This is a genomic window from Streptomyces sp. PA03-1a (assembly GCF_033792805.1).
Lineage (GTDB): Bacteria > Actinomycetota > Actinomycetes > Streptomycetales > Streptomycetaceae > Actinacidiphila.
This window is the reverse complement of record NZ_JARAVO010000020.1, coordinates 34,244-56,508: the sequence shown is the minus strand read 5'-3', so window position 1 is coordinate 56,508 and position 22,265 is coordinate 34,244. Positions and strand designations below refer to the sequence as shown.

Genomic DNA, 22,265 nt, shown 5'->3' with positions numbered 1-22,265 from the left:
TCAGCGGCCTTCGACGAGGCTCTTCGGGCGCAGGTCCGTCCAGTTGGTCTCGATGTACTCCAGGCATTCCTGGCGGGCGGCCGGGCCGTGGGCGACGGTCCAGCCGGCCGGGACGGCGACGAAGTCCGGCCACAGGCTGTGCTGGCCCTCGGCGTTGACCAGGACGGAGTAGACGCCGTCGGGGTTCTCGAAGGGGTTGCTGCTCATCGGGTGGTTTCCTTCCGTGTGACCAGGGCCTCAAGGGCCCGGAACCAGGTCTGCGCCAGATCCCGGACGGCCTCCTCGGTGAGGAGTTCGCCGGCGTAGGCCCAGTGGGCGCTCAGCTCGGGGCCGCCGGGGCGGTCCTCGGTGAGGGCGTTGAGGGTGAGGGCGTGGGACATCGGCATCCCGGGGTCGGCGTCGAGGTCGGCGGCGTCGCCCTCCGGCGCGTACGACCAGTCGGCGGCCTCGGGGACGTCGAAGCGGCCCATGTAGTTGAACTCGATCTGCGGCTCGGTGAGCCGGGCCAGCTCCGGACCGGTGACCGGGTTGAGGTACCGCAGCAGGCCGTGTCCGACGCCGCCGGTGGACAGGCCCGTCAGGTGCTCGCGGACGCGGGCGACTGCCTCGTCGGGGTCGGGGCCCGCCGGGCCCGGGTCGAGGCGGACCGGTACGACGCTGGTGAACCAGCCGATGGTGCGGGACAGGTCGGCGTTGCCGGCGAGTTCCTCCTCGCGGCCGTGGCCTTCGAGGTCGACGAGGACGGCGGTGCCGGGCTCCGCGCCGAGCAGGCGGGTCCGCCAGTCGGCGACGGCCTGCGCGAAGGCGGTCAGCAGCACGTCGTTGACGCTCGCGCCGTACGCTGCGGGCACGCGCCCGAGCAGCGGCCCGGTGACCTCGGCGGGCAGGGTCAGCGACAGGTAGCGGGTGCTCTCCACGGTGTCGCGTGCCGTGTCCAGCGGCCGGGCCAGCGGCAGGCCCGCGCCGTCCGCGAGGACCGAGGTCCACCGGGGCAGTTCGTCCTCGCGGGAGGGGTCGAGGGCGCGGGCGGTGAGAAGTTCGGACCAGCGGCGGAAGGAGACGTCCACGGGGGGCAGCTCCGGTGCGCGGCCCGCCGCGACGGCCGCCCAGGCGGTCTCGAGGTCGGGGAGCAGGATGCGCCAGGTCACGCCGTCGACGACGAGGTGGTGCAGGAGCACCAGCAGCCGTCCCGGACGTCCGGGCCCGGCGTCGAACCACACCGCGCGCACCATGTCGCCGGTGTCGGGGTCGAGTCCGGCGCGCGCGGTGACCGCGTGGGCGGAGATCGCCTCCCGCAGCGCGGTGTCGTCCGCGCCGGAGACGTCTGCGCGGGCGAGCCAGGACGCCACGTCGACGGTGCCCGGGGCGGGCACGCGCAGCGCCCACTGCTCGCCGCTGTCGCCCCTGTGGCACGGCTGGGTGCGGGTGCGTTCCAGGCGGGCGCGGAGCATGTCGTGCCGGTCGGCCACGGCGCGCAGGACCGCCAGCAGGCCGTCCTCGTCCAGGTCCGCCGGGGTCTGCAGGAAGGCGGCCTGGTGGTAGCCCCAGATGGGGCCGCCGCGCTCGCGCAGGGCGTGCATGATCGGGGTGAGCGGGACGAGACCGGTGCCGTCGTCGTGGGTGCGGACCAGCTCGTCGCCCGCGAGCGGGACGGCGACCTCGGCGAGCGAGGCCACGTCGCGGTGCTGGAACACCTGACGGGGGGTGATCCGCAGCCCTGCCGCCCGGGCCCGGCTGACGAACTGCATCGCGACGATGCTGTCGCCCCCGAGGGCGAAGAAGTCGTCGTCGGTGCCGACGGCCTCGGCGGGCAGTCCCAGTACCTCGGCGACGAGGCCGCACAGGGTGCGTTCGGTGTCGTTGCCGGGCCTGCGGCCGCCCGTGCCCGCGGTGAAGTCGGGGGCGGGCAGCGCCTTGCGGTCCAGCTTGCCGTTGGACAGCAGCGGCAGCCGCTCCAGGACGACCACGGCGGCCGGGACCATGTACTCCGGCAGGCCCGCCGCCACGTGGGCGCGCAGGGCGGCGGGGTCGGCGGTGCGGCCCCCGGCGGGGACGACGTAGCCGACCAGCTGCCGTACGCGGGGGCGGTCCTCGCGGGCGGTGACGACGACCTGGGCGACGGTGCCGTGCGCGGCGAGGGCGGTCTCGACCTCGGCGAGCTCGACCCGGTAGCCGCGGATCTTGACCTGGTCGTCGGAGCGGCCGGCGTACTCCAGCTGCCCTTCCTCCGTCGACCGCGCGAGGTCGCCGGTGCGGTACATCCGGGCGCCGGGCGGGCCGTACGGGTCGGCGACGAAGCGCTCGGCCGTCAGGTCGGGGCGGCCCAGGTAGCCGCGGGCGAGCCCGGCGCCGGACAGGTACAGCTCGCCGGTGACGCCGGGCGGGACCATGCGCAGCGAGCCGTCCAGGACGTAGGCCCGCGTGCCCCGCACGGCGCGGCCCACGACGGGCCGGTCGCTGTCGGCGACCCGCCCGACGAGGGCGTCGACGGTGGCCTCGGTGGGCCCGTACAGGTTGAAGGCCTCGGTGGACTCCAGCGCCGCCAGGCGCGACCAGAGGGCGTCCGGCACGGCCTCGCCGCCGACGCCGACCACCGCCAGCGGACAGTTCCCGTCGCGGATCAGTCCGGCTTCCGCCATCTGGGCGAGCAGCGACGGGGTGACCTCGATGAAGTCCAGCCCCTCGGCGCGGATCAGGGCGGCGAGCTGCTCCGCGTCGCGGCGCGTCTCGTCGTCCACGATGTGCAGCGCGTGCCCGTCCAGCAGCCACAGCTGCGGCTGCCAGGACGCGTCGAAGGAGAACGACCAGGCGTGGCCGACCCGCAGGTGGCGGCGCCCGGTCAGCTCCTTGGCGCGGTCGTGGAGGTCGTGGCGGTGGCTGTGGAAGAGGTTGGCGAGACTGCGCTGGGTGACGACGACGCCCTTGGGGCGGCCCGTCGAGCCCGAGGTGTAGATGACGTACGCCGGGTGGTCGGGGGCCGGTGCCTGCGGGGCCGCCTCGGGCAGCCCGTCGAGGGCGTCCAGGTGCAGCACCGGGACGCCGGTGTCCGGCAGGGACGCGGCGAGTTCCCGCGTGGTGAGGATCAGCCGCGGCGCCGCGTCGGCGAGCATGTCGAGCACGCGGTCGGCGGGCAGGTCGGGGTCGACGGGCAGGTAGGCGGCGCCCGCCGTCATGACGGCCAGGATCGCCGTGATGTGGTCGGCGGTACGGGGCAGCGCCAGCGCCACGATGCCCTCGGGGCGCGCGCCCGCGCCGGCCAGCACGCGGGCCAGCCGGTCGGTGCGTGCGGCCAGTTCGGCGAAGGTCCACGTCACGGACGGGTCGGTGACGGCGACCGCGTCCGGGGACGCGGCGGCCTGCGCCGCGAAGAGGGCGGGGACGGTGGCGTGGCCGGCCCGCGGGAGCAGGGCCGTGTCGTTCCAGGTCTCCAGCAGCAGGCGCCGGTCGGCGTCGCTGAGGATGTCGATGCGGCCGACGGCGGCGTCCGGGTCGGCGGCCATCGCCGACAGGACGGAGAGCATCGCCGAGGCGATGCGCCCGGCGGCGGCCGGGGTGAACAGGTCGGGGCGGAACTCGGCCGTCAGGCGCAGGCGTTCGTCGGGTTCGACGGCCCAGGCGAACGGGTAGTGCGTGGAGTCCTCGTGCTCGCGCACCGACAGGCGCAGGGCTGCCTCGTCGACGCCCCCCGTCTCCTCCGCCACCGGGTAGGACTCGAAGACCATCAGCGTGTCGAAGAGGTCGCCGAGCCCGGCGCCGCGCTGGATGTCGGCGAGGCCCAGGTGCTGGTGCGGCAGCAGGCGTGACTGCTCGTCCTGGAGGCGGTCCAGCAGGGCGCCGACCGGCTCCTGCGGGTGCAGCCGGACGCGTACGGGCACGGTGTTGATGAACAGGCCGATCATGGACTCGACGCCGTCCAGCTCCGGCGGACGGCCCGCGACCGTCGCGCCGAACACCACATCGTCGCGGCCGGTCAGCCGGGACAGCACGACCGACCAGGCGGCCTGCACGAGGGTGTTGACGGTGAGCCCGCGGCGCCGGGCGAGCGCGCCCAGCGCCCCCGTCAGCTCCTCGTCGGCCTCGACGGTGTGGGTGAGCGGCACGACCGGCGCCCGGCCTGCGTCGGCGGGCACCAGGTGGGTGGGCTCCTCCAGCGCGTCCAGGGCCGCGGCCCAGGCGGCCGCGGAGGCCGCCGTGTCCTGCGCGGCGAGCCAGCGCAGGTAGTCGCGGTAGGGGGCGCCGGCGGGCGGGGTGGCCCCGTCGTAGAGGGCGGTCAGCTCCGCCATCAGGCGGGGCACCGACCAGCCGTCGAGCAGCAGGTGCTGGTGGGACAGGACGAGGCGGTGGGCTCCCTCGCCCGTCCTGGCCAGCAGCAGCCGCAGCAGCGGCGGTTCGGCGGGGTCGAAGCGGCGGCGTTCCTGCAGCAGCAGACGCTCCCACTCCTGCCCGGCGTCCGGGACGGCGGTGAGGTCGACGTGGCGCCACGGCAGCGGCACCGAGCGCGGCACGACGGCCACCGGGCGGCCGGAGGACAAGTAGCGGAAGCCCGCGCGCAGGCTCTCGTGCCGGTCGAGCAGGGCCTGCCCGGCGGCGCGCAGCCGCTCGGGGTCGGGCTCGCCCTCGATGTCGTACGACACCTGGACGGTGTAGACATCGGGGCCCTGGTCGCCGGAGTCGAAGGAGGCGTGGAAGAGCAGGCCGGCCTGGAGCGGGGTGAGCGGCAGCAGCTCGGCCGCTCCGGCGCCGGGAAGTTCGGCGCGCTCGGCGTCGGTGAGGCCGGGCAGCAGCTCGTTGTCGTCGGCGGTGTCCTCGCGGACGGTGTCGACGGCGACGGCCGCCAGGCCCGCGGGGGTCTTGTGGCGGAAGACGTCGCGCGGCGTGATCGTCAGCCCGGCGGCGCGGGCCCGGACCACGAGCTGCATGGCGACGATGCTGTCGCCGCCGAGGGTGAAGAAGTCGTCGTCGGCGCCGACCCGTTCGAGGCCGAGGACGGCGGCGACGAGCTCGCACATGCGCTCCTCGCGCGGGGTGCGGGGCGCGGTCGCGGTGACCTGGGCGGCGAAGTCCGGCGCGGGCAGGGCCGCGCGGTCGAGCTTGCCGTTCGGCGTGAGCGGGAGCTCGTCCAGGACCACGAAGGCGGCGGGCACCATGTGCTCCGGCAGCGCGGCGGCCGCGTGGGCGCGCAGCGCCGCCGTGCCGGCGTCCCGTCCCGGGGCGGGGACGACGTACGCCACCAGGCGCTCGTCGCGCAGCAGGACGGTGGCCGAGGCGACCGCGGGATGCCCGGTCAGCACTCCCTCGATCTCGCCCGGTTCGACGCGGAAGCCGCGCAGCTTGACCTGGTCGTCGACGCGGCCCAGGTAGTCCAGCTCTCCCTCGCGCGTCCAGCGCGCCAGGTCGCCGGTGCGGTACATCCGGCTCCCTGGCTCCCCGTACGGGTCGGCGACGAACCGTTCGGCGGTCAGCCCGGGCCGGCCGAGGTAGCCGCGCGCCAGCTGCACGCCCGCGAGGTACAGCTCACCCGGCACGCCCGGGGGAACCGGGCGCAGCGAGGCGTCCAGCACATAGGTGCGGGTGTTCCACACCGGGCGGCCGATCGGGACGGCGGTGGCCCCCGGCGTGACGTGCCGGGCGGTGACGTCGACGGACGCCTCCGTGGGGCCGTACAGGTTGTGCAGCCCGGCCGTGCCCAGCACCTCGTGGAAACGGGCGGCGAGCGGGGCGGGCAGCGCCTCGCCGCTGCAGACCACACGGCGCAGCCCCGTGCAGCCGGCCGCGGCCGGCTCGTCGAGGAAGGCGCGCAGCATCGACGGCACGAAGTGCGCCGTGGTGACGCCGCTGTCCTGGATCAGCCTGGCGAGGTAGGCCGGGTCCTTGTGGCCCTCGGGGCGGGCCACGACGAGCGTCGCGCCGGTGATCAGCGGCCAGAAGAACTCCCAGACCGACACGTCGAAGCTCGACGGCGTCTTCTGCAGCACGCGGTCGTCGGCGGTCAGGCCGTAGGTGTCCTGCATCCACAGCAGGCGGTTGACGATGCCCTCCTGCGGTATGACGACGCCCTTGGGGCGGCCGGTCGAGCCGGAGGTGTAAATGACGTAGGCGGGCCGGCGCGGGTCGTACGCCTGCGGGAGCGGGCCGGTGGCGGCGTCCGCCGCCGCGGCGCCGTCGGCGTCGACCAGGAGGCGCGGCGCGTCGGTGTCCGGCAGGTCGACGCCGTCGGTGGTCACCACGCACACCGGACGGGCGTCGGCGAGCATGAACGCCAGCCGCTCCGCCGGGTAGTCGGTGTCGAGCGGCAGGTAGGCGCCGCCCGCGCGGTGGACGGCGAGCAGGGTGACGACCAGGGCCGCCGAACGCGGCAGCGCGACGGCCACCGTGGACTCCGGGCCGACGCCCGCGCCCGCGAGGACGTGGGCGAGGCGTTCGACGCGGGCCTCCAGCTCCGCGTACCCGACCGGGGTGTCCTCCACCAGCAGCGCGGGCGCGGACGGGGTCGCGGCGGCCTGGGCGCGGAACAGCTCGGGGAGGGTGAGGCCGGGCACGGCGTGGCCGGTGGCGTTCCACTCCCCCAGGACGCGGGTGCGTTCGTCGTCCTCCAGTACGTCCAGGTGCCCGACGGGCCGCTCGGGTGCGGCGGCGGCCTGCTCCAGCAGGCGTTCCATGCGGCGGGCGAGGAGTTCGGCGGTCGGCCGGTCGAAGAGGTCGGCGCTGTACTCGATCCAGCCCTGGATGCCGTTGCCCTCGCCCTGCTCGACGAAGTCGAAGCTGAGGTCGAACTTGGCGGTGTCCTGGCCGACCGGCTCCGGGCGTGCGGTGAGGCCCGGCAGCACGGGGGTGCCGGCGCGCTCGGCGAGATGGACGACCATCACCTGGAAGAGCGGGTGCCGGGCCAGCGAACGGCCCGGGTTGAGGGCTTCGACCAGCCGCTCGAAGGGCAGCTCCTGGTGCTCGTACGCGGCGAGGTCGGCCGTCCGGACGCGGCGCAGCAGCTCCGCGAAGCCGGGCTCGCCGGACAGGTCGGTGCGCAGCACGAGGGAGTTGACGAAGAAACCGACGAGGTCCTCCAGGCGCTCGTCCGCGCGTCCGGAGACGGGCGCGCCGAGCGGGATGTCCTCGCCCGCGCCGAGCCGGTGCAGCAGGGCGGCGACGGCGGCCTGGGAGACCATGAACATGCTGGCGCCCTCGCGGCGGGCGAGCGCGCGCAGGGCGCGTTCCAGCTCGGGCCGGATCGTGAAGCCCACGGTGCCGCCGGTGTGCGAGGACTCCTGGGGGCGCTGCCGGTCGGTGGGCAGCGCCAGTTCCTCGGGGAGGCCGCGCAGGGTCTCCGTCCAGTAGGCGAGCAGGCCGTCGCCGGAGTGCTCCAGCAGCTCGCGCTGCCAGAGCGTGTAGTCGGCGTAACTCACCGGCAGCGGCCCCCAGTCGGGGCCGTGGCCCGCGGCGCGCGCGGCGTAGGCGGTGCCGAGGTCGGCGAGCAGGGCCCGGTCGGACCACTCGTCGGTGGCGATGTGGTGCAGCACGAGCAGCAGCAGGTGCTCGTCAGGACCGGTCGCGGACAGGTGGGCGCGCAGCGGCAGTTCGCGTTCCAGGTCGAACGGCCGTACGGCGATCCGGGGCAGCTCGTCCGGGGCCGCGGTGCCGAGCGTCACGCGCGCCCGCTCCGGCGCCAGGACGTGCTGGTGGGGCACGCCGTCCACGGCCGGGAAGAGCGTGCGCAGGGTGGTGTGGCGGGCGACGAGGTCGTTCAGCGCCGCCTCCAGCGCGGCACGGTCCAGGGCGCCGGTCAGGCGCCAGGCGGCCGGGAGGTTGTACGAGGGGTCGGCGGCGTCGACCTGGTGCAGCAGCCACAGCCGGCACTGGGCCGAGGAGAGCGGCAGCCGCTCGGGCAGGGCGCGGCCCGCGGTCAGGGCCGGACGCTCCTGCGCGCCCTGACCGTCCAGCAGGGCGGCGAGCCGGGCGACGGTGGGCGCGTCGAAGACGGCGCGCAGCGTCACCCCGATACCGAGCGCGGTACGGATGCGGCTGATCAGGCGCATCGCGAGCAGCGAGTGGCCGCCGAGGACGAAGAAGTCGTCGTCGATGCCGACCCGTTCCAGGCCCAGCACGGCGGCGAACTGCTCGGCGAGCAGCTCTTCACGCGGGGTGCGGGGCAGCCGTCCGCCGACCGCCGACGACAGGTCGGGCGCGGGCAGCGCGGCCCGGTCCAGCTTGCCGTTGACGGTGCGCGGCAGCGCCGCCAGGTGCACGAACGCGGCGGGCACCATGTGCTCGGGCAGCGCGGCGGCGACACGGGCGCGCAGCGCGGCGGGGTCGGGCTCGTGGCCGGGATCGTGGCCGGGGGCGGGGACGACGTACGCGACGAGGCGCGGCACGCCGGGGGTGTCCTCGCGGACGACGACGGCGGCCGTGGACACACCGGGATCGGCGGTGAGGACGGACTCGATCTCACCGGGCTCCACGCGGAAGCCGCGGATCTTGACCTGGTCGTCGGTACGGCCCAGGTACTCAAGGGTGCTGTCGGCCCGGCGTCGCGCCAGGTCGCCCGTGCGGTACATGCGCTCGCCGGGGGTGCCGTACGGGTCGGCCACGAACCGCTCGGCCGTCAGGTCCGGCCGGCCGAGGTAGCCGCGGGCCAGGCCCGCTCCGGCGAGGTAGAGCTCGCCTGGCACGCCGAGCGGTGCCGGGCGCAGCCGCTCGTCGAGGACGTACGCGCGGGTGTTGTCCAGCGGCGCCGCCCACTCCCGGGCCCCGCTGTGGCGTCCGTAGGCGTCGACGGAGGCCTCGGTGGGCCCGTACAGGTCGTGCACCTGGGTGCCGGGGAGCTCGGACAGCCGCTGCCACAGGGCGGGCGGGGTGGCCTCGCCGCCGACGGTGAGGACGGCGGGCGCGTAGCCGCCCGCGGCGAGGAAGCCGTGGTGGGTCAGCTCGCCCAGGTAGGTCGGGGTGAGGTCGACGTAGTCGGCTCCGGTCTCCGCCAGGTGCGCGAGGAGCGCGGCCGGTTCCGTCATCGTGGTCTCGTCCACGACGTGCAGTTCGTGGCCCGCCAGCAGCCACAGCAGCGGGTCCCAGGAGGCGTCGAAGCTGAACGAGGCGGTGTGCGCGGCCTTCAGGACGTCGCGGCCGGTGGCACGGACCGCCGGTTCGACCATGTCGCGCAGGTGGGCGCCGAAGAGGTTGGACAGGCCCCGGTGGGTGCCGACGACGCCCTTGGGGGTACCGGTGGAGCCGGAGGTGTAGATGGTGTATGCGGCCCCCAGCGCCGGGTACCCGGCCGGGCGTGCGAACTCGGCTTCGGGCAGCGGCCCGTCGAGCAGCAGCCGCGCGACGCCCGGCGTTGCCGGAAGGCGTTCGGCGAGGTCGGCGGTGGTGAGCAGGCAGACCGGGCCCGCGTCGCGGAGCATGAACTCCAGCCGGTCGGCGGGCAGGGCGGGATCGAGCGGCAGGTAGGCGGCGCCCGAGGCGAGCACGCCGAGGATCGCCGGGACCATGGCGTGCCGCGGCAGCGCGAGGGCCACCACCGTGCCCTCGGCCGCGCCGTGCGCACGGACCAGGCCGGCCAGGGCGCCGACCCGGTCGCCCAGTTCGGCGAAGGTCAGCGTGCCGGGGGCGGTCACCACGGCCGTCCGCTCCGGGTGGGCCCGGACGGTGTCGGCGAGTATCTCGGGCACCGCCCGGGTCTCCGCGCCGTGCCGCGCGGTGTCGTTCCAGGCGACGGCGGCGGCCTCGTGCTCGGCGGGCGTGAGCAGGTCGAACTCCGCCAGCGGGAGGTCCGGGTGGGCCGCGGCCTGCCGCAGCAGCAGGACCAGCCGGGCGACGAGCAGCGCGGCGGTGGCCTCGTCGGCCAGGTCGGTCGCGTACTCCAGCAGCAGAGCCAGCGGGTGTGCCTCGCCGTGGTCGACGAAGGTGAAGTCGAGGTCGAACTTGGCCGTGCCGGTGTCCATGTCGAACCACTCGGTGGGCAGCCCGAAGACGTCGGGGTCGCCGTCCGGGCGGTGGTGGTAGCCCAGCATCACCTGGAACAGTGGGTTGCGGCCCGCCGCGCGCGGCGGGTTCACCGCCTCCACGACCCGGTCGAAGGGCATGTCCTGGTGCTCGAAGGCTTCCAGAGCCGACTCGCCTACCCGGCCCAGCAATTGACGGAACGTCAGCGCGTCGCCGGACAGGTCGGTGCGCAGCACGAGGGTGTTGACGAAGAAGCCGACGAGGTCGTCGAGGCCGCTGTCGGTACGGCCGGCGATGGGCGCGCCGAGCGGGACGTCCTCGCCCGCGCCGAGCCGGTGCAGCAGCGCGGCGGTGGCGGCCTGGAACAGCATGAACATGCTGGTGCCGGTCGCGGTGGACAGCTCCCGCAGTTCCCGGCCCAGTTCCACGGGCACCTCACCGTGCACGATCGCGCCGGCGCCGGTGGGCGCGGCGGGACGCGGCCGGTCGAGCGGCAGCGCCAGCTCCTCGGGCAGGTCGCGCAACCGCTCGGTCCAGTAGGCGAGCTGTGTGTCACCGACGGTGCCGAGCAGGCGCTCCTGCCAGAGGGTGTAGTCCGCGTACTGGACGGGCAGCGGCTGCCAGGCCGGGGCGGAGCCCGCGGCGCGGGCGGTGTAGGCGGCGGTCAGGTCCGCCATGAAGGGGCGGTCGGACCACTCGTCGGTGGTGATGTGGTGCAGTACGACGGCCACCACGTGGTCGTCGGCGCCGACCCGGAACACCTCGCAGCGCAGCGGCAGTTCCGTCGCCAGGTCGAAGGGGCGGCGCTGGGCGGCCTCGATCAGCCCCGGGAGCTCGGACCCGGCGCAGTCGGCGACGCTGAACCCGGGCAGCGCCTCGGCGGCGGGGACGATCCGCTGGTACGGCTCGCCGTCCTGCTCGCCGATCAGGGTGCGCAGCGCCTCGTGGCGCCCCGCGACATCGCCCAGGGCCCGGCGCAGGGCGTCGGTGTTCAGGGCGCCGCGCAGCCGGAACACGAGCGGGAAGTTGTACGCGGCGCCGCCGCCGGTGAGGCGTTCCACCAGCCACAGGCGGCGCTGCGCGGCGGAGAGCGGGACGAGGGCGGGCCGTTCGGCGGCCGCGGTGAGCGCGGGGCGGGCGGGCCGTCCGGCGTCGGCGCGCTCCGCGAGCCGGGCGGGCGTCGGGGCCTCGAAGAGGTCGCGGATGGCGAGTTCGGCGCCGAGCTCGGTGCGGGCCCGGCTGACCAGGCGGGTGGCGAGCAGCGAGTGGCCGCCCAGGTCGAAGAAGTCGTCCTCGGCGCCCACCGACGGCAGGGCCAGCACCTCGGCGAACAGACGGCACAGCACCTCTTCCTGCGGGGTGCGCGGTCCGCGTCCGCCGCCGAGGGCCACGGCCGGCTCGGCGTCGGGCAGCGCCCGCACGTCGAGCTTGCCGTTGGCGTTCATCGGCAGCCGGTCGAGGGTGACGAAGGCGGCCGGGACCATGTACTCGGGCAGTTCGCGCTTCAGGTCCTCGCGCAGCACGCGGACCAGGGCGCTCGCGTCGCGGCCCGCCGCCGGGTCGTTGGCGTACGGGGCGCTGCCGCCGCCCGGCCGGTACAGGCCGGCGGTCGTGCCGGTGGTGCCGGCCGGGACGAGGACGGCCTCGTAGGTGCCGGCTTCGGCACCCCACGTCGTGAGCACGCGGCAGCCGAGGTCGGCGGCCAGTTCGTGCAGGGTCTCCGGGTCGACGCCGTCCGGACGGACGCGGCCGTCCGGCACACCGGTGAGGCGCAGCCGTTCGGGCCGCTCCCCGCGCAGCCGCTCGGCAAGACCGGGCGACCACGCCGCCACGGACTCATCGCCCAGCCGCACGGAGGCCTCGCCGCGGTAGAGCACGGCGTCGTAGCGGTGCCGGGTCAGCTCGTTGTGGTGGCGTCCGCGCTTGGTGCGCAGGTCGAGGCCGTAGCCGAGGTGCGCGAAGAAGTCGGGGTCGACCAGGAGTTCCTTCTCCAGGCGCAGGCCGCGTTCCACGGCCCGCTCGAACTCCGCTCCGCCGGTGCCCCGGGCGCGCTGGATCTCGGTGTGGAAGGTGCGGGCGAGCCGCAGGTTGCGGACGTCGCCGACGAAGAGCGCGCCGCCGGGGACGAGCAGCTCCATGGCTCCGCGCACGACCGACTCCAGGTAGGCCACGCTGGGGAAGTACTGGATGACGGAGTTGATGACGATCGTGTCGAAGTACCCGGTGGGCAGCCCCTGCAGGTCGTCGGCGGGACGGCAGCGCAGCTCCACCTTGGCGGCGAGCTCCGGGTCCCGCCGCAGCTCCTCGCCGATCTTGCGGATGACGGGGGCGGCGAAGTCGGTGGCCCAGTAAGCCTCGGCTTCCGGGGCCAGCCGGGACAGCAGCAGGCCGGAGCCGACGCCGATCTCCAGGACGCGGCGCGGGCGCAGTTCGCGGATGCGGGCGAGGGTGGCCTCGCGCCACTCGTGCATGTCCTCGAAGGGGATGGGCCGCCCGTCGTAGGAGCTGTCCCAGCCCGCGTACTCCTCGGTGAAGACGGCGGTGGAGATCTCCTCGTACTCGTCGGAGTAGATCTCCTGCCACTCGCCGACCTGGGCGCGCTCGGTGGACTCGCGTTCGGCGGCCTCGGCGGGGGCGGGGACGACGTAGCCGATCAGCCGGTCGTCGCGGACGACGACGGCGGCCTGCGAGACGCGCGGGTGGCGGCTGAGGGCGGTCTCGATCTCGCCGGGCTCGACGCGGTAGCCGCGGATCTTGACCTGGTCGTCGGTACGGCCAAGGAAGTCCAGGTTGCCATCGGCATTGCGCCGCACCAGGTCGCCAGTGCGGTACATCCGCTCGCCGGGCTCGCCGAAGGGGTCGGCGACGAACCGCTCGGCGGTCAGGCCGGGCCGGTCCAGGTAGCCGCGGGCCAGGCCGACACCCGCGATGTACAGCTCGCCGGGGACGCCGTCGGGCACCGGGCGCAGCCAGGCGTCGAGGATGTGGGCGCGGGTGCCGCGGATGGGGCGGCCGACAGTGGGCGTGGCGCTGTCGTGGGTGCCGCCGCCGAGGGTGTTGATGGTGTACTCGGTCGGGCCGTACAGGTTGTAGCCGTAACTCCCCGGGGTGTCGCGCAGCCGCGTCCAGACCGTCTCGGGGACGGCTTCGCCGCCGAGCAGCACCAGCGGCGGGACGTGCCCTTCGAGCAGGCCCTCCTCGATGAGCAGCCGGGCGTAGGTCGGAGTGACGTTGACGACGTCGATGCGGTGCCGCTCGCAGTAGGCGGTCAGCGCGTGGGCGTCACGCCGCAGCTCCTCGTCGCAGACGTGCACTTCGTGACCCTCGACGAGCCACAGCAGCTCCTCCCACGACATGTCGAAGGCGAAGGAGACGGTGTGCGCGACGCGCAGCCGCCGGCCCCCCGCCGCGGCGATCGCCGGCTCGAAGATCTCCTTCTGGTGGTTGAGCTGCATGTTCGTAAGGCCCCGGTAGGGGGTGACGACGCCCTTGGGGCGGCCGGTGGAGCCCGAGGTGTAGATGACGTACGCGGGGTGCTCCAGGCTGAAGTCCGCGACGACCGGGGCGTCGGACAGCTCCGCCAGCTCGTCGGCGACGGCCGGGTCGTCGAGCAGGACCCGCGGGGTGCCGGCGTCCAGGGTGGCCGAGACAGCCGCGTGGGTCAGGAGCAGCAGGGGCCGGGCGTCCTCCAGCATCAGGGAGAGCCGGTCGGCCGGGTGGTCCAGCTCCAGCGGCAGGTAGGCGGCGCCGGTCCGCAGCACCGCGAAGAGGGCCACGACCATCTCCGCGGAGCGGGGCAGGCCGAGCGCGACGACCTTCTCCGGGCCCGCGCCGCGGGCGAGCAGCAGCCGGGCGGTGCGGTTCACGGCGGCGTCGAGTCCGGCGTAGGTGAGGGTGCGCTCGCCGAAGACGAGGGCGGTGGCGTCCGGGGTGCGGGCGGCCTGCGCGGCGAGGAGGTCGGCGATGGTCTCGGTGGGCTCCGGGACCCGGCTGCCGGTCCACTCCCGCTCCAGGGCCGCGTGTTCGGCGGGCAGCAGCGGGTCGAGACGGCCGACGGGGGCCGTCAGGTCCTGCGCCATGCCCTCCAGCAGGACGGTGAAGCGGTCCAGCAGCGCGCGGGCGGCCTCGTGCGGGACGACGTCGGGCCGGTGCGCGAGGGTGACCAGGACGCGCTGCCCCGGCGTCACGATCAGGTTGACGGGGTAGTGCGTGGCGTCGGCGTTGGCGACGGCGGTGGCGCCGTGCTCGGCGCGCAGCCGCTCCAGCCGGTCCTCGGTGTCGTTGTTGCGCAGCACGAAGAGGGTGTCGAACAGCCGCCGGTGTCCGGTCTCGGCCTGCAGCACACCCAGGCCCAGGTACTCGTACGGCATCAGTTCCAGGCGCTCGCCCTGGATGCGCCGCAGCAGGTCGAGGACGGGTTCCGCCGGGTCGAGGGCGACGCGGGCGGGCACCGTGTTGAGGAACATGCCGATGACGTTCTCCACGTCCGGCACCTCGGCCGGCCGGCCCGCGACGGTCGTGCCGAACACGACGTCGGTGCGGCCGGTCGCCGAGGCCAGGGTCAGGCCCCAGGCGGCGTTGAGCACCGTGTTGAGGGTGAGGCCGTGGGCGCGGGCCCGCTCGCGCAGCGAGTCGCCGAGCTCCGCGGGGAGCAGCGCGTCCAACTGCTCGGGGATGACGGGTTCCAGGCCCGCGTCGGCAACGGCCGGCACGAGCAGGGTGGGCTCCTCCAGGCCGGCCAGCGCGGCGCGCCAGGCGGCGGTCGCGGCGGCGTCGTCCTGGGTGCCGAGCCAGGCCAGGTAGTCCCCGTACGAGCCGGGGCGCGGCAGGCTGGTGTCGTCCCCGCCGGTCGCGTAGAGGGCGAAGAGCTGGTCGAGGAAGAGCCAGGCGGACCAGCCGTCCCACAGGATCAGGTGGCGGCCGATGACGAGGCGGTCGCCGAGCTCCGCGCCGCGGCGTACGAGCAGCATGCGGAACAGGGGCGGCGCGGACAGGTCGAAGCGGCGGGTGCGCTCCTCGTCCATCAGGGCGCGCAGCCGCGCCTCCTGCTCGGCGGCGGGCAGCGCCGACAGGTCGACCGTCTCCAGCGGCACTTCGGGCTCGGCGACGATGAACTGCACGGGCTGGCGCAGCCCGTCGCTGGTGAACCCGGCGCGGAGCCCCGGGTTGCGGTCGAGCAGGGTGCGGGCGGCGGCGCGCAGCCGGTCCTCGTCCAGGCGCTCGGCGAAATCGAAGGTCTCGTGGACGGTGTAGACGTCCAGGGCGCCGTCGTCGTAGGCGGAGTGGAAGAACAGGCCTTCCTGGAGCGGGGCGAGCGGCCAGATCCCGGCGACCGCTCCCCCGGCGGTGCGGTGGACGCGCTCGGTCTCCCCGGGCGTCAGCTCGGGGCGGACCGGCCCGGTGCGCTCCACGGCGGCGGCGCCGGTGCGGGCGGCCAGGGCGAGGGCGGCGGGGGTGCGGTGCTCGAAGACGTCGCGCGGGGTCAGTTCGAGACCGGCGGCGCGGGCGCGGCTGGCGACGCCTATGGAGCTGATGCTGTCGCCGCCGAGGAGGAAGAAGTCGTCGTCGGGGCCGGCGTCCGGCAGGCCGAGGACGGCCGCGAAGACCTCCGTCAGCGTGCGCTCGCGGCCGGTGCGCGGAGCGCGGGCGGGGGCGCGCTCGGCCTCGGCCGCGGGCAGCGCGGCGCGGTCCAGCTTGCCGCTGGGGGTCAGCGGCAGCGCGTCCAGCACGACGAAGGCGTCCGGGACGAGCGGCGCGGGCAGCAGCTCGGCCACGGCGGCGCGCAGGGCGGCGGTGTCCGGGCGGGAGTCGCGCGTCGGGACGACGTACGCCACGAGGCGCTGCTCGCGGACGGTCACCGCGGCCTGGGCGACCTCCGGGAGCCGGACGAGGGCGGCCTCGGTCTCGCCGGGCTCGATGCGGTTGCCGCGCAGCTTGACCTGGCGGTCGGTGCGGCCCAGGTACTCCACGACACCTCCCCCGGCCTCCGGCCGGGGGGACCCCCAACGCCGGCGCACGAGGTCGCCGGTGCGGTACATCCGCTCGCCGGGCGCGCCGTACGGGTCGGCGACGAAACGCTCGGCGGTGAGCGCGGAGCGGCCGTGGTAGCCGCGGGCGAGCTGCACACCGGTCAGGTAGAGCTCGCCGGGCACGCCGTCCGGCACCGGGCGCAGGCAGGCGTCCAGCACGCGCAGGCCCGTGTTCCACACCGGGCGGCCGATGGGCACGGTGGTGTCCGGGGCGCCGTCGAAGGCGTGGTGGGTGACGTCGACGGCGGCCTCGGTGGGCCCGTAGAGGTTGTGCAGCGGCACCCCGGTGAGCGCCTGCCAGCGCGCGGCGGCGGCGCCGGGCAGGGCCTCGCCGCTGCTGAGCACGCGGCGCAGGCTCGCCGCCCACGAGGCGTCGGCGGTCACCTCCGGCGTGCTGAGGAACGCCTCCAGCATGGAGGGCACGAAGTGCAGGGTGGTGACGCCCTGTTCGCGGACGAGCCCGGCGAGGTAGGCCGGGTCGCGGTGCCCGTCGGGCCGGGCGAGGACGACGGCGGCGCCCTCGCACAGCGGCCAGAAGAACTCCCACACACTGACGTCGAAGCTGGACGGGGTCTTCTGCAGGACGCGGTCGTCGGCCGTCAGGCCGTACTCGCCCTGCGTCCACGCGAGGCGGTTGACCACGGCGCGGTGGGTGACGACCACGCCCTTGGGGCGGCCGGTGGAGCCGGAGGTGTAGATCAGGTACGCCGGGTCGTCGGGCCGGGCCGCCGCACCGGCACCGTTCCCCTGGGCATCTTCGGCGGGGGCGTCGACCAGCAGCGGCGTCAGGCCCTCCACGGCGGGCAGCCGCGGGGCGTCGGCCGCCGTGGTGACGACGGTGGTGGCGCCGGAGTCGGCGAGCATGTAGGCGACGCGCTCGGCGGGGTAGTCCAGGTCGACAGGCAGGTAGGCCGCGCCGGACTTGAGGACGCCGAGCAGCGCCACCATGAGGTCCGCCGAGCGGGGGACGGCGACGGCGACGAAGCCCTCCGGTCCGGCGCCGCGGGCGCGCAGCCGCGCGGCCAGCGCCTCGGCGCGCGCATCGAGTTCGGCGTACGTCAGGGTGGTGTCGCCGTACACGACGGCGGTCGCGCCGGGGGTACGGGCGGTCTGCGCGGCGATGGCGGCGGGCAGTGTCGTGGCCGGGACGTCGCGGACGGCGCCGTCGAGGTGGGCGGTGGCGTGCTCGTGCGGGGTGAGCAGGTCGACGGAGCCGACCGGGCGGCCGGGATCGTCGGCGATGGCTTCCAGCAGCAGCGTGAGCCGGTCGCCGAGGGCGCGGACGGCCTCGGCGTCGATCCGGCGCGCGTGGTGCTTGAGCCGCAGGTCCATGCGGCGGCCGGGCTTCACGATGAGCGCGAGCGGATAGTGCACGGTGTCGTGGAAGGCGTGGCCGCTGACGCGTACGGTGCCCGAGGGGTCGGCGAGGCCGGTCTCGGCGGGGTAGTTCTCGAAGACGACGAGGGTGTCGAAGAGTTCGCCGCCGCCCGCGTGCCCGGCGGCCCGCTGGATCTCGGCGAGGCCGAGGTGCTGGTGGTCGAGCAGGGTGCTCTGCTCGTCCTGGAGGCGGCGTAGCAGCGTGCCGAGGCCGGCGGCCGGGTCCCAGGCGAGCCGGGTCGGCAGGGTGTTGATGAACAGGCCGACCATGGAGTCGATGCCGTCGACGGCGGCGTCGCGGCCGGAGACGGTGGTGCCGAAGACGACGTCCTGCTGTCCGGTCAGCCGGCCCAGCAGCAGGCCCCAGGCGCCCTGCACGACGGTGCCGAGGGTGACACCGAGCTCGCGGGCACGGGCCGCGAGGCGGGCCGTGACGCGCTCGGAGAGCTCCACGCGGACCTGTGCGGGCTCGACCGGGCCGCCGTCGGCGGGCGCGTCCACCAGACGCGTGGGGCCTTCGAGACCGGCGAGCGCGGTACGCCACGCGGCGCGGGCGGCGTCCCGGTCGGCAGCGGCGATGCGCCGCAGGTAGCCGGCGTACGCGGGCACCGCGGGCAGCGGCGCCGGGTCGTCCGCGTACAGGGCCATCAGCTCGCGGTGGAGGACGGGCAGCGACCAGCCGTCCGCGACGATGTGGTGGAACGTCAGCAGCAGGCGGCTGCGGTCCGCGCCCAGGCGGACGAGCGCGCAGCGCAGCAGCGGCGGCCGCGCGAGGTCGAACAGCCGGGACCGCTCGTCGGCGGCGACGGCGTCCGCGAGGCCGCGGCGCGCGCCGTCCTCCTGCGCGGACAGGTCGACCTCGCGCCAGGGCAGCACGGCGCCACTGGTGACGACCTGGACGGGCCGGCCGTCGGGGAGCTGGCGGAAGCAGGCGCGCAGCGGGGCGTGCCGCTCCAGGAGACGTTCCATGGCGCGCCGCAGGGCGGCGCCGTCGACCGGTCCTGACAGCTCCACGGCCTGCTGCACGACGTAGGCGTCGTGGTCGGCGCCGTCGACGAGGGCGTGGAAGAAGAAGCCCTCCTGCAGCGGGCCGAGCGGCAGCACCTCGTCGACGGTGACCGCGAGTTCGCCGCGCAGCGCGGCCAGTTCGGCGTCCGTCAGGGACAGCAGGGGCGCGGCCTGCTCCTCCGCGGCGGCGTCGTCCGGGCCGCCCTCCTGGGCGACTTCGGCGAGCGCGGCGACGGTGCGGTGCCGGAAGACCTCGCGCGGGGTGAGGCGCAGGCCGGCGCGGCGGGCGAGGACGAGCAGCTGGATCGCCACGATGCTGTCGCCGCCGAGCGCGAAGAAGTCGTCGTCGATCGTGACGGTCCGCACACCGAGGGCCTGCGCGTACAGGGCGCACAGCAGCTCCTCGCGGGCGTCGCGCGGGGCGCGGCCCGAGCTGAGGGCGGCGTAGTCGGGGACGGGCAGGGCGGCGCCGTCGAGCTTGCCGCTGGGCGTCACCGGCAGTCGGTCCAGGGGCACGAGCGCCGCGGGGACCATGTATTCCGGCAGGAATGCGGCGGCGTGCGCGCGCAGCGTGCGCATCAGCGCGGTGACGTCGCGGAAGGGGGCGGGCCGGTTGGCGAGCGGGCGGCCGCCCCCGGGCCGGTACAGCGGGCCCGGGTCGGCGTCCTCGGCGGTGAAGACGGCGTCGACGCTGCCGTCGTCGGCGTCCCCGGTCCAGGTCAGGGCGGCGGACAGGCCGTGCCGCGCGGCGAGTTCGTGCAGCGATTCAGGATCGACGCTGCCGGCGCCGTCGCCGCCGGGGCGGCTGCTGTCGTCGAGGACGGCGAGGGCGTCGAGGTCCTCGGTGAGGCGGGCGTTGGGCACGGCGGTGACGCGCAGCCGCTCCGGGCGCGCGGCGAGCCGGGCGTCAAGGGCGTCGAGGCCGCCGAGGGCCGCCCATGCGATCTCGTCACCCGTGTCCGGTTCCACCGAGGTGGGTGCCGGGCGCAGTTCGACGTCGTAGCGGTAGCGGGTCAGCTCGTTGTGGTGGACGCCGCGCTTGACGCGCACCTGGGCGGCGAAACCGTCGAGGCCCGTGAACCAGTCCGGGTCGACGAGGAGTTCGCCCTCCCACGCCACCGAGCGGTCGACGGCGGCGCGCAACGCCTCCTTGTCGGCGGCGTCACCGGCGGCGCCCTCGTCGCCGGCACCGCGGCGGCTCTCCACGGCGGCGCGCAGGGTGCGCAGCAGCCGCAGGTTGCGCACGTCGCCGACGAAGATCGCACCGCTGGGGGCGAGCAGCGCGGCGGCCTTGCGCAGCACGTCCTGGAGGTAGTCGGCGCCCGGGAAGTACTGGGCGACGGAGTTGATGACGACGACGTCGAAGTGGCCCGCGGGCAGTCCGGTGGTGTCGTGCGCGGGGCGGGCCGACAGCTCGACGCGCCCGGCGAGTTCCGGTACGTCGCGGATCTGGGCGCGCAGCGCGGCGACGGCCTCCTCGGAGACGTCGGTGCCCCAGTACGCCTCGCAGCCGGGGGCCAGGCGGGACAGCAGCAGGCCGCTGCCGACGCCGATCTCCAGGACGCGGCGCGGCGCGAGCGCGGCGATGCGCTCGACGGTGGCCGTCCGCCACTCGCGCATGTCGGCGAGCGGGATGGGCAGCCCGTCGTACATGCTGTTCCAGCCGGCGAAGTTCTCCCGGAAGCCCTCGGAACCCGCGGCGGAGTACAGGAGTTCGTGCAGGTCCTTCCACTCGGCGACCTCGGCGTCGCCGTCGAGCGACGGCACGACGTAGGCGGCCAGCCGCCGGTCGCCGGGCCGGTCCTCGCGGACGACGACGGCTGCCTGGGCGACGCCGGGGTGGGCGCGCAGCACGGACTCGATCTCGCCGGGCTCGATGCGGAAGCCGCGGATCTTGACCTGGCTGTCGACGCGGCCGAGGAACTCCATCCGCCCGTCGGACTTCCAGCGCACGAGGTCGCCGGTGCGGTACAGCCGCTCCCCCGGCTCGCCGAAGGGGTCGGCGACGAAGCGCTCGGCCGTCAGGTCGGGCCGCCCGAGGTAGCCGCGGGCCAGCCCGGCGCCGCCGAGGTAGAGCTCTCCCGCGACACCGGCGGGGACCGGCCGCAGCCGGGCGTCGAGGACGTAGGCGCGGGTGCCGGGGTCGGGCACGCCGATGGGCACGATGGTGCCGGCCGGGGTGTCGGGATCGCACAGGCCGAGCGTGGAGTTGGTGGTCGCCTCGGTCGGGCCGTAGGCGTTGAACATCATGCGGCCGCGCGCGTAGCGGCCGACGAGTTCGGGCGAGACGCGCTCGGTGCCGGCGAGCAGCGTGGCCTCCGCGGGCAGGTGCACGTCGTCGGGCATGGCGGCGAGCAGCGCGGGCGGCAGGATCATGAAGGTGACGCCGTGGGCGTTCGCGTAGTCGGCCAGCGGCGGGCCGGGGACGCGTCGTTCGGAGGGTACGACGACGAGCCGTCCGCCGGAGAGCAGGCCGAGGCACAGGTCCCAGAAGGCGACGTCGAAGCTCGGGGAGGCGAACTGCAGCACCCGGCTGTGGGGGCCGATGCCGAAGCGCTCGCTCTGGGTGGCCACGAGCTTGGCGACGCCGGCGTGGGAGAGGACGACACCCTTGGGCCGGCCGGTGGAGCCGGAGGTGTAGATGACGTACGCGGCGTTCGCGACCGTCAGCCGGCCGCCGGACTCGGGGTCGTGGGCCGGCAGCCCGGCGAGCTCGGCGACGGTGTCCGGGGCGTCCAAGAGCAGCGTGGGCACCTCGCCGGGCAGGTCGGCGGCGACCTCGGCGGTGGTGACGAGGCACACCGGCGTGGCGTCGGCGAGCATGTAGGCGACGCGGTCGGCGGGGTAGTCGGTGTCGACCGGCAGGTAGGCGGCGCCGGACTTGAGCACCGCGACCTCGGCGACGATCAGCTCGGCCGAGCGTGGCACGGCCAGTGCCACCACCGTCTCGGGGCCGGCGCCCCGGGCGACGAGGGCGTGGGCCAGCCGGTTGGCGCGGGCGTCGAGTTCGGCGTAGGTGAGGCGGACGTCCTCGAAGACCAGGGCGGTCTCGTCGGGCCGGGTGCGGACCTGCTCGGCGAACAGGGCGGGCCAGGTGGCGAGCGGCACGTCGTGGCCGGTGTCGTTCCACTCGTGGAGGACGCGGTGCCGCTCCGGCCCGTCGAGGGTTGCGAGGTCGCCGACGACGCGGTCGGGGTGCGCGGTGGCGTCGGCGAGGAGGGTGGCGTAGTGGCCGAGGATCCGGTCGACGGTGGCGGCCTCGAAGAGGCCGGGGTGGTAGGCGGCGTGGATCTCGCCGGACACCACCCGCAGTTCGAGGTCGAGGGGGCCGCCCGCCCAGTCACCGGCTGCGAAGCCGGTGTTGCAGAGCAGACCGCCACCGCGGGTCGCCGCGGCGCCCAGCTCGGCGGCGAGCACGGTGGCCGGGACGCGGTGGGCGTGGACCCGCTCCGCGGCGTCGGCCACCTGCGCGGTGAGCCCGGCGAAGGTGGTGTCGGCGGTGAGCGCGACGCGCAGCGGCACGCCGTCGTGGGCGAGGACGAGGTCGGTGGCCCCGCCGCCGTAGTGGTGGAGCAGGGCGACGTACGCCGCGAGGTGCCGTTCCTGACCCGCGGCCGTGCCGGGCAGGGCACGGGAGCGCACCGCGGCCGGTCCCGCGGGACGCTGCGGATAGGGGAAGTCGACGGGGAGAACGGTCTCCTGTGCGAGCGGAATCAGCCGCTCGCGCCAGAAGTCCCTTGCCGCCATCGCCAGTTCTTCGTTACCCGACACCGGTGCCCGTGCCTTCCCTTATGTGCGGAATCGACTCGACCGAGCCGCGACCGCTCGCCATATTAAGGTAAGCATTACCTAACTTGATAGACCTCCCCGGCGGGGCGTGACCGCACAGCTCACGGCGGTAGGGTTAAGGTGTGC

The 22,265-nt window shown here is 75.3% G+C and carries 2 protein-coding genes; both read right to left on the bottom strand.

Features of this window, described 5'->3' with window-relative positions; all coding sequences use genetic code 11:
• A complete protein-coding gene (locus tag PV341_RS06705; RefSeq protein WP_500323618.1) occupies positions 1-207 on the bottom strand; it encodes an MbtH family protein in 207 nt (68 codons plus the stop codon).
• Positions 204-22,097, bottom strand: a complete 21,894-nt coding sequence (locus tag PV341_RS06700; protein WP_500357001.1) for a non-ribosomal peptide synthase/polyketide synthase — start codon at positions 22,095-22,097, stop codon at positions 204-206. The genes PV341_RS06705 and PV341_RS06700 overlap by 4 nt, the downstream gene beginning before the upstream one ends.
• Positions 22,098-22,265 lie beyond the last annotated feature (168 nt).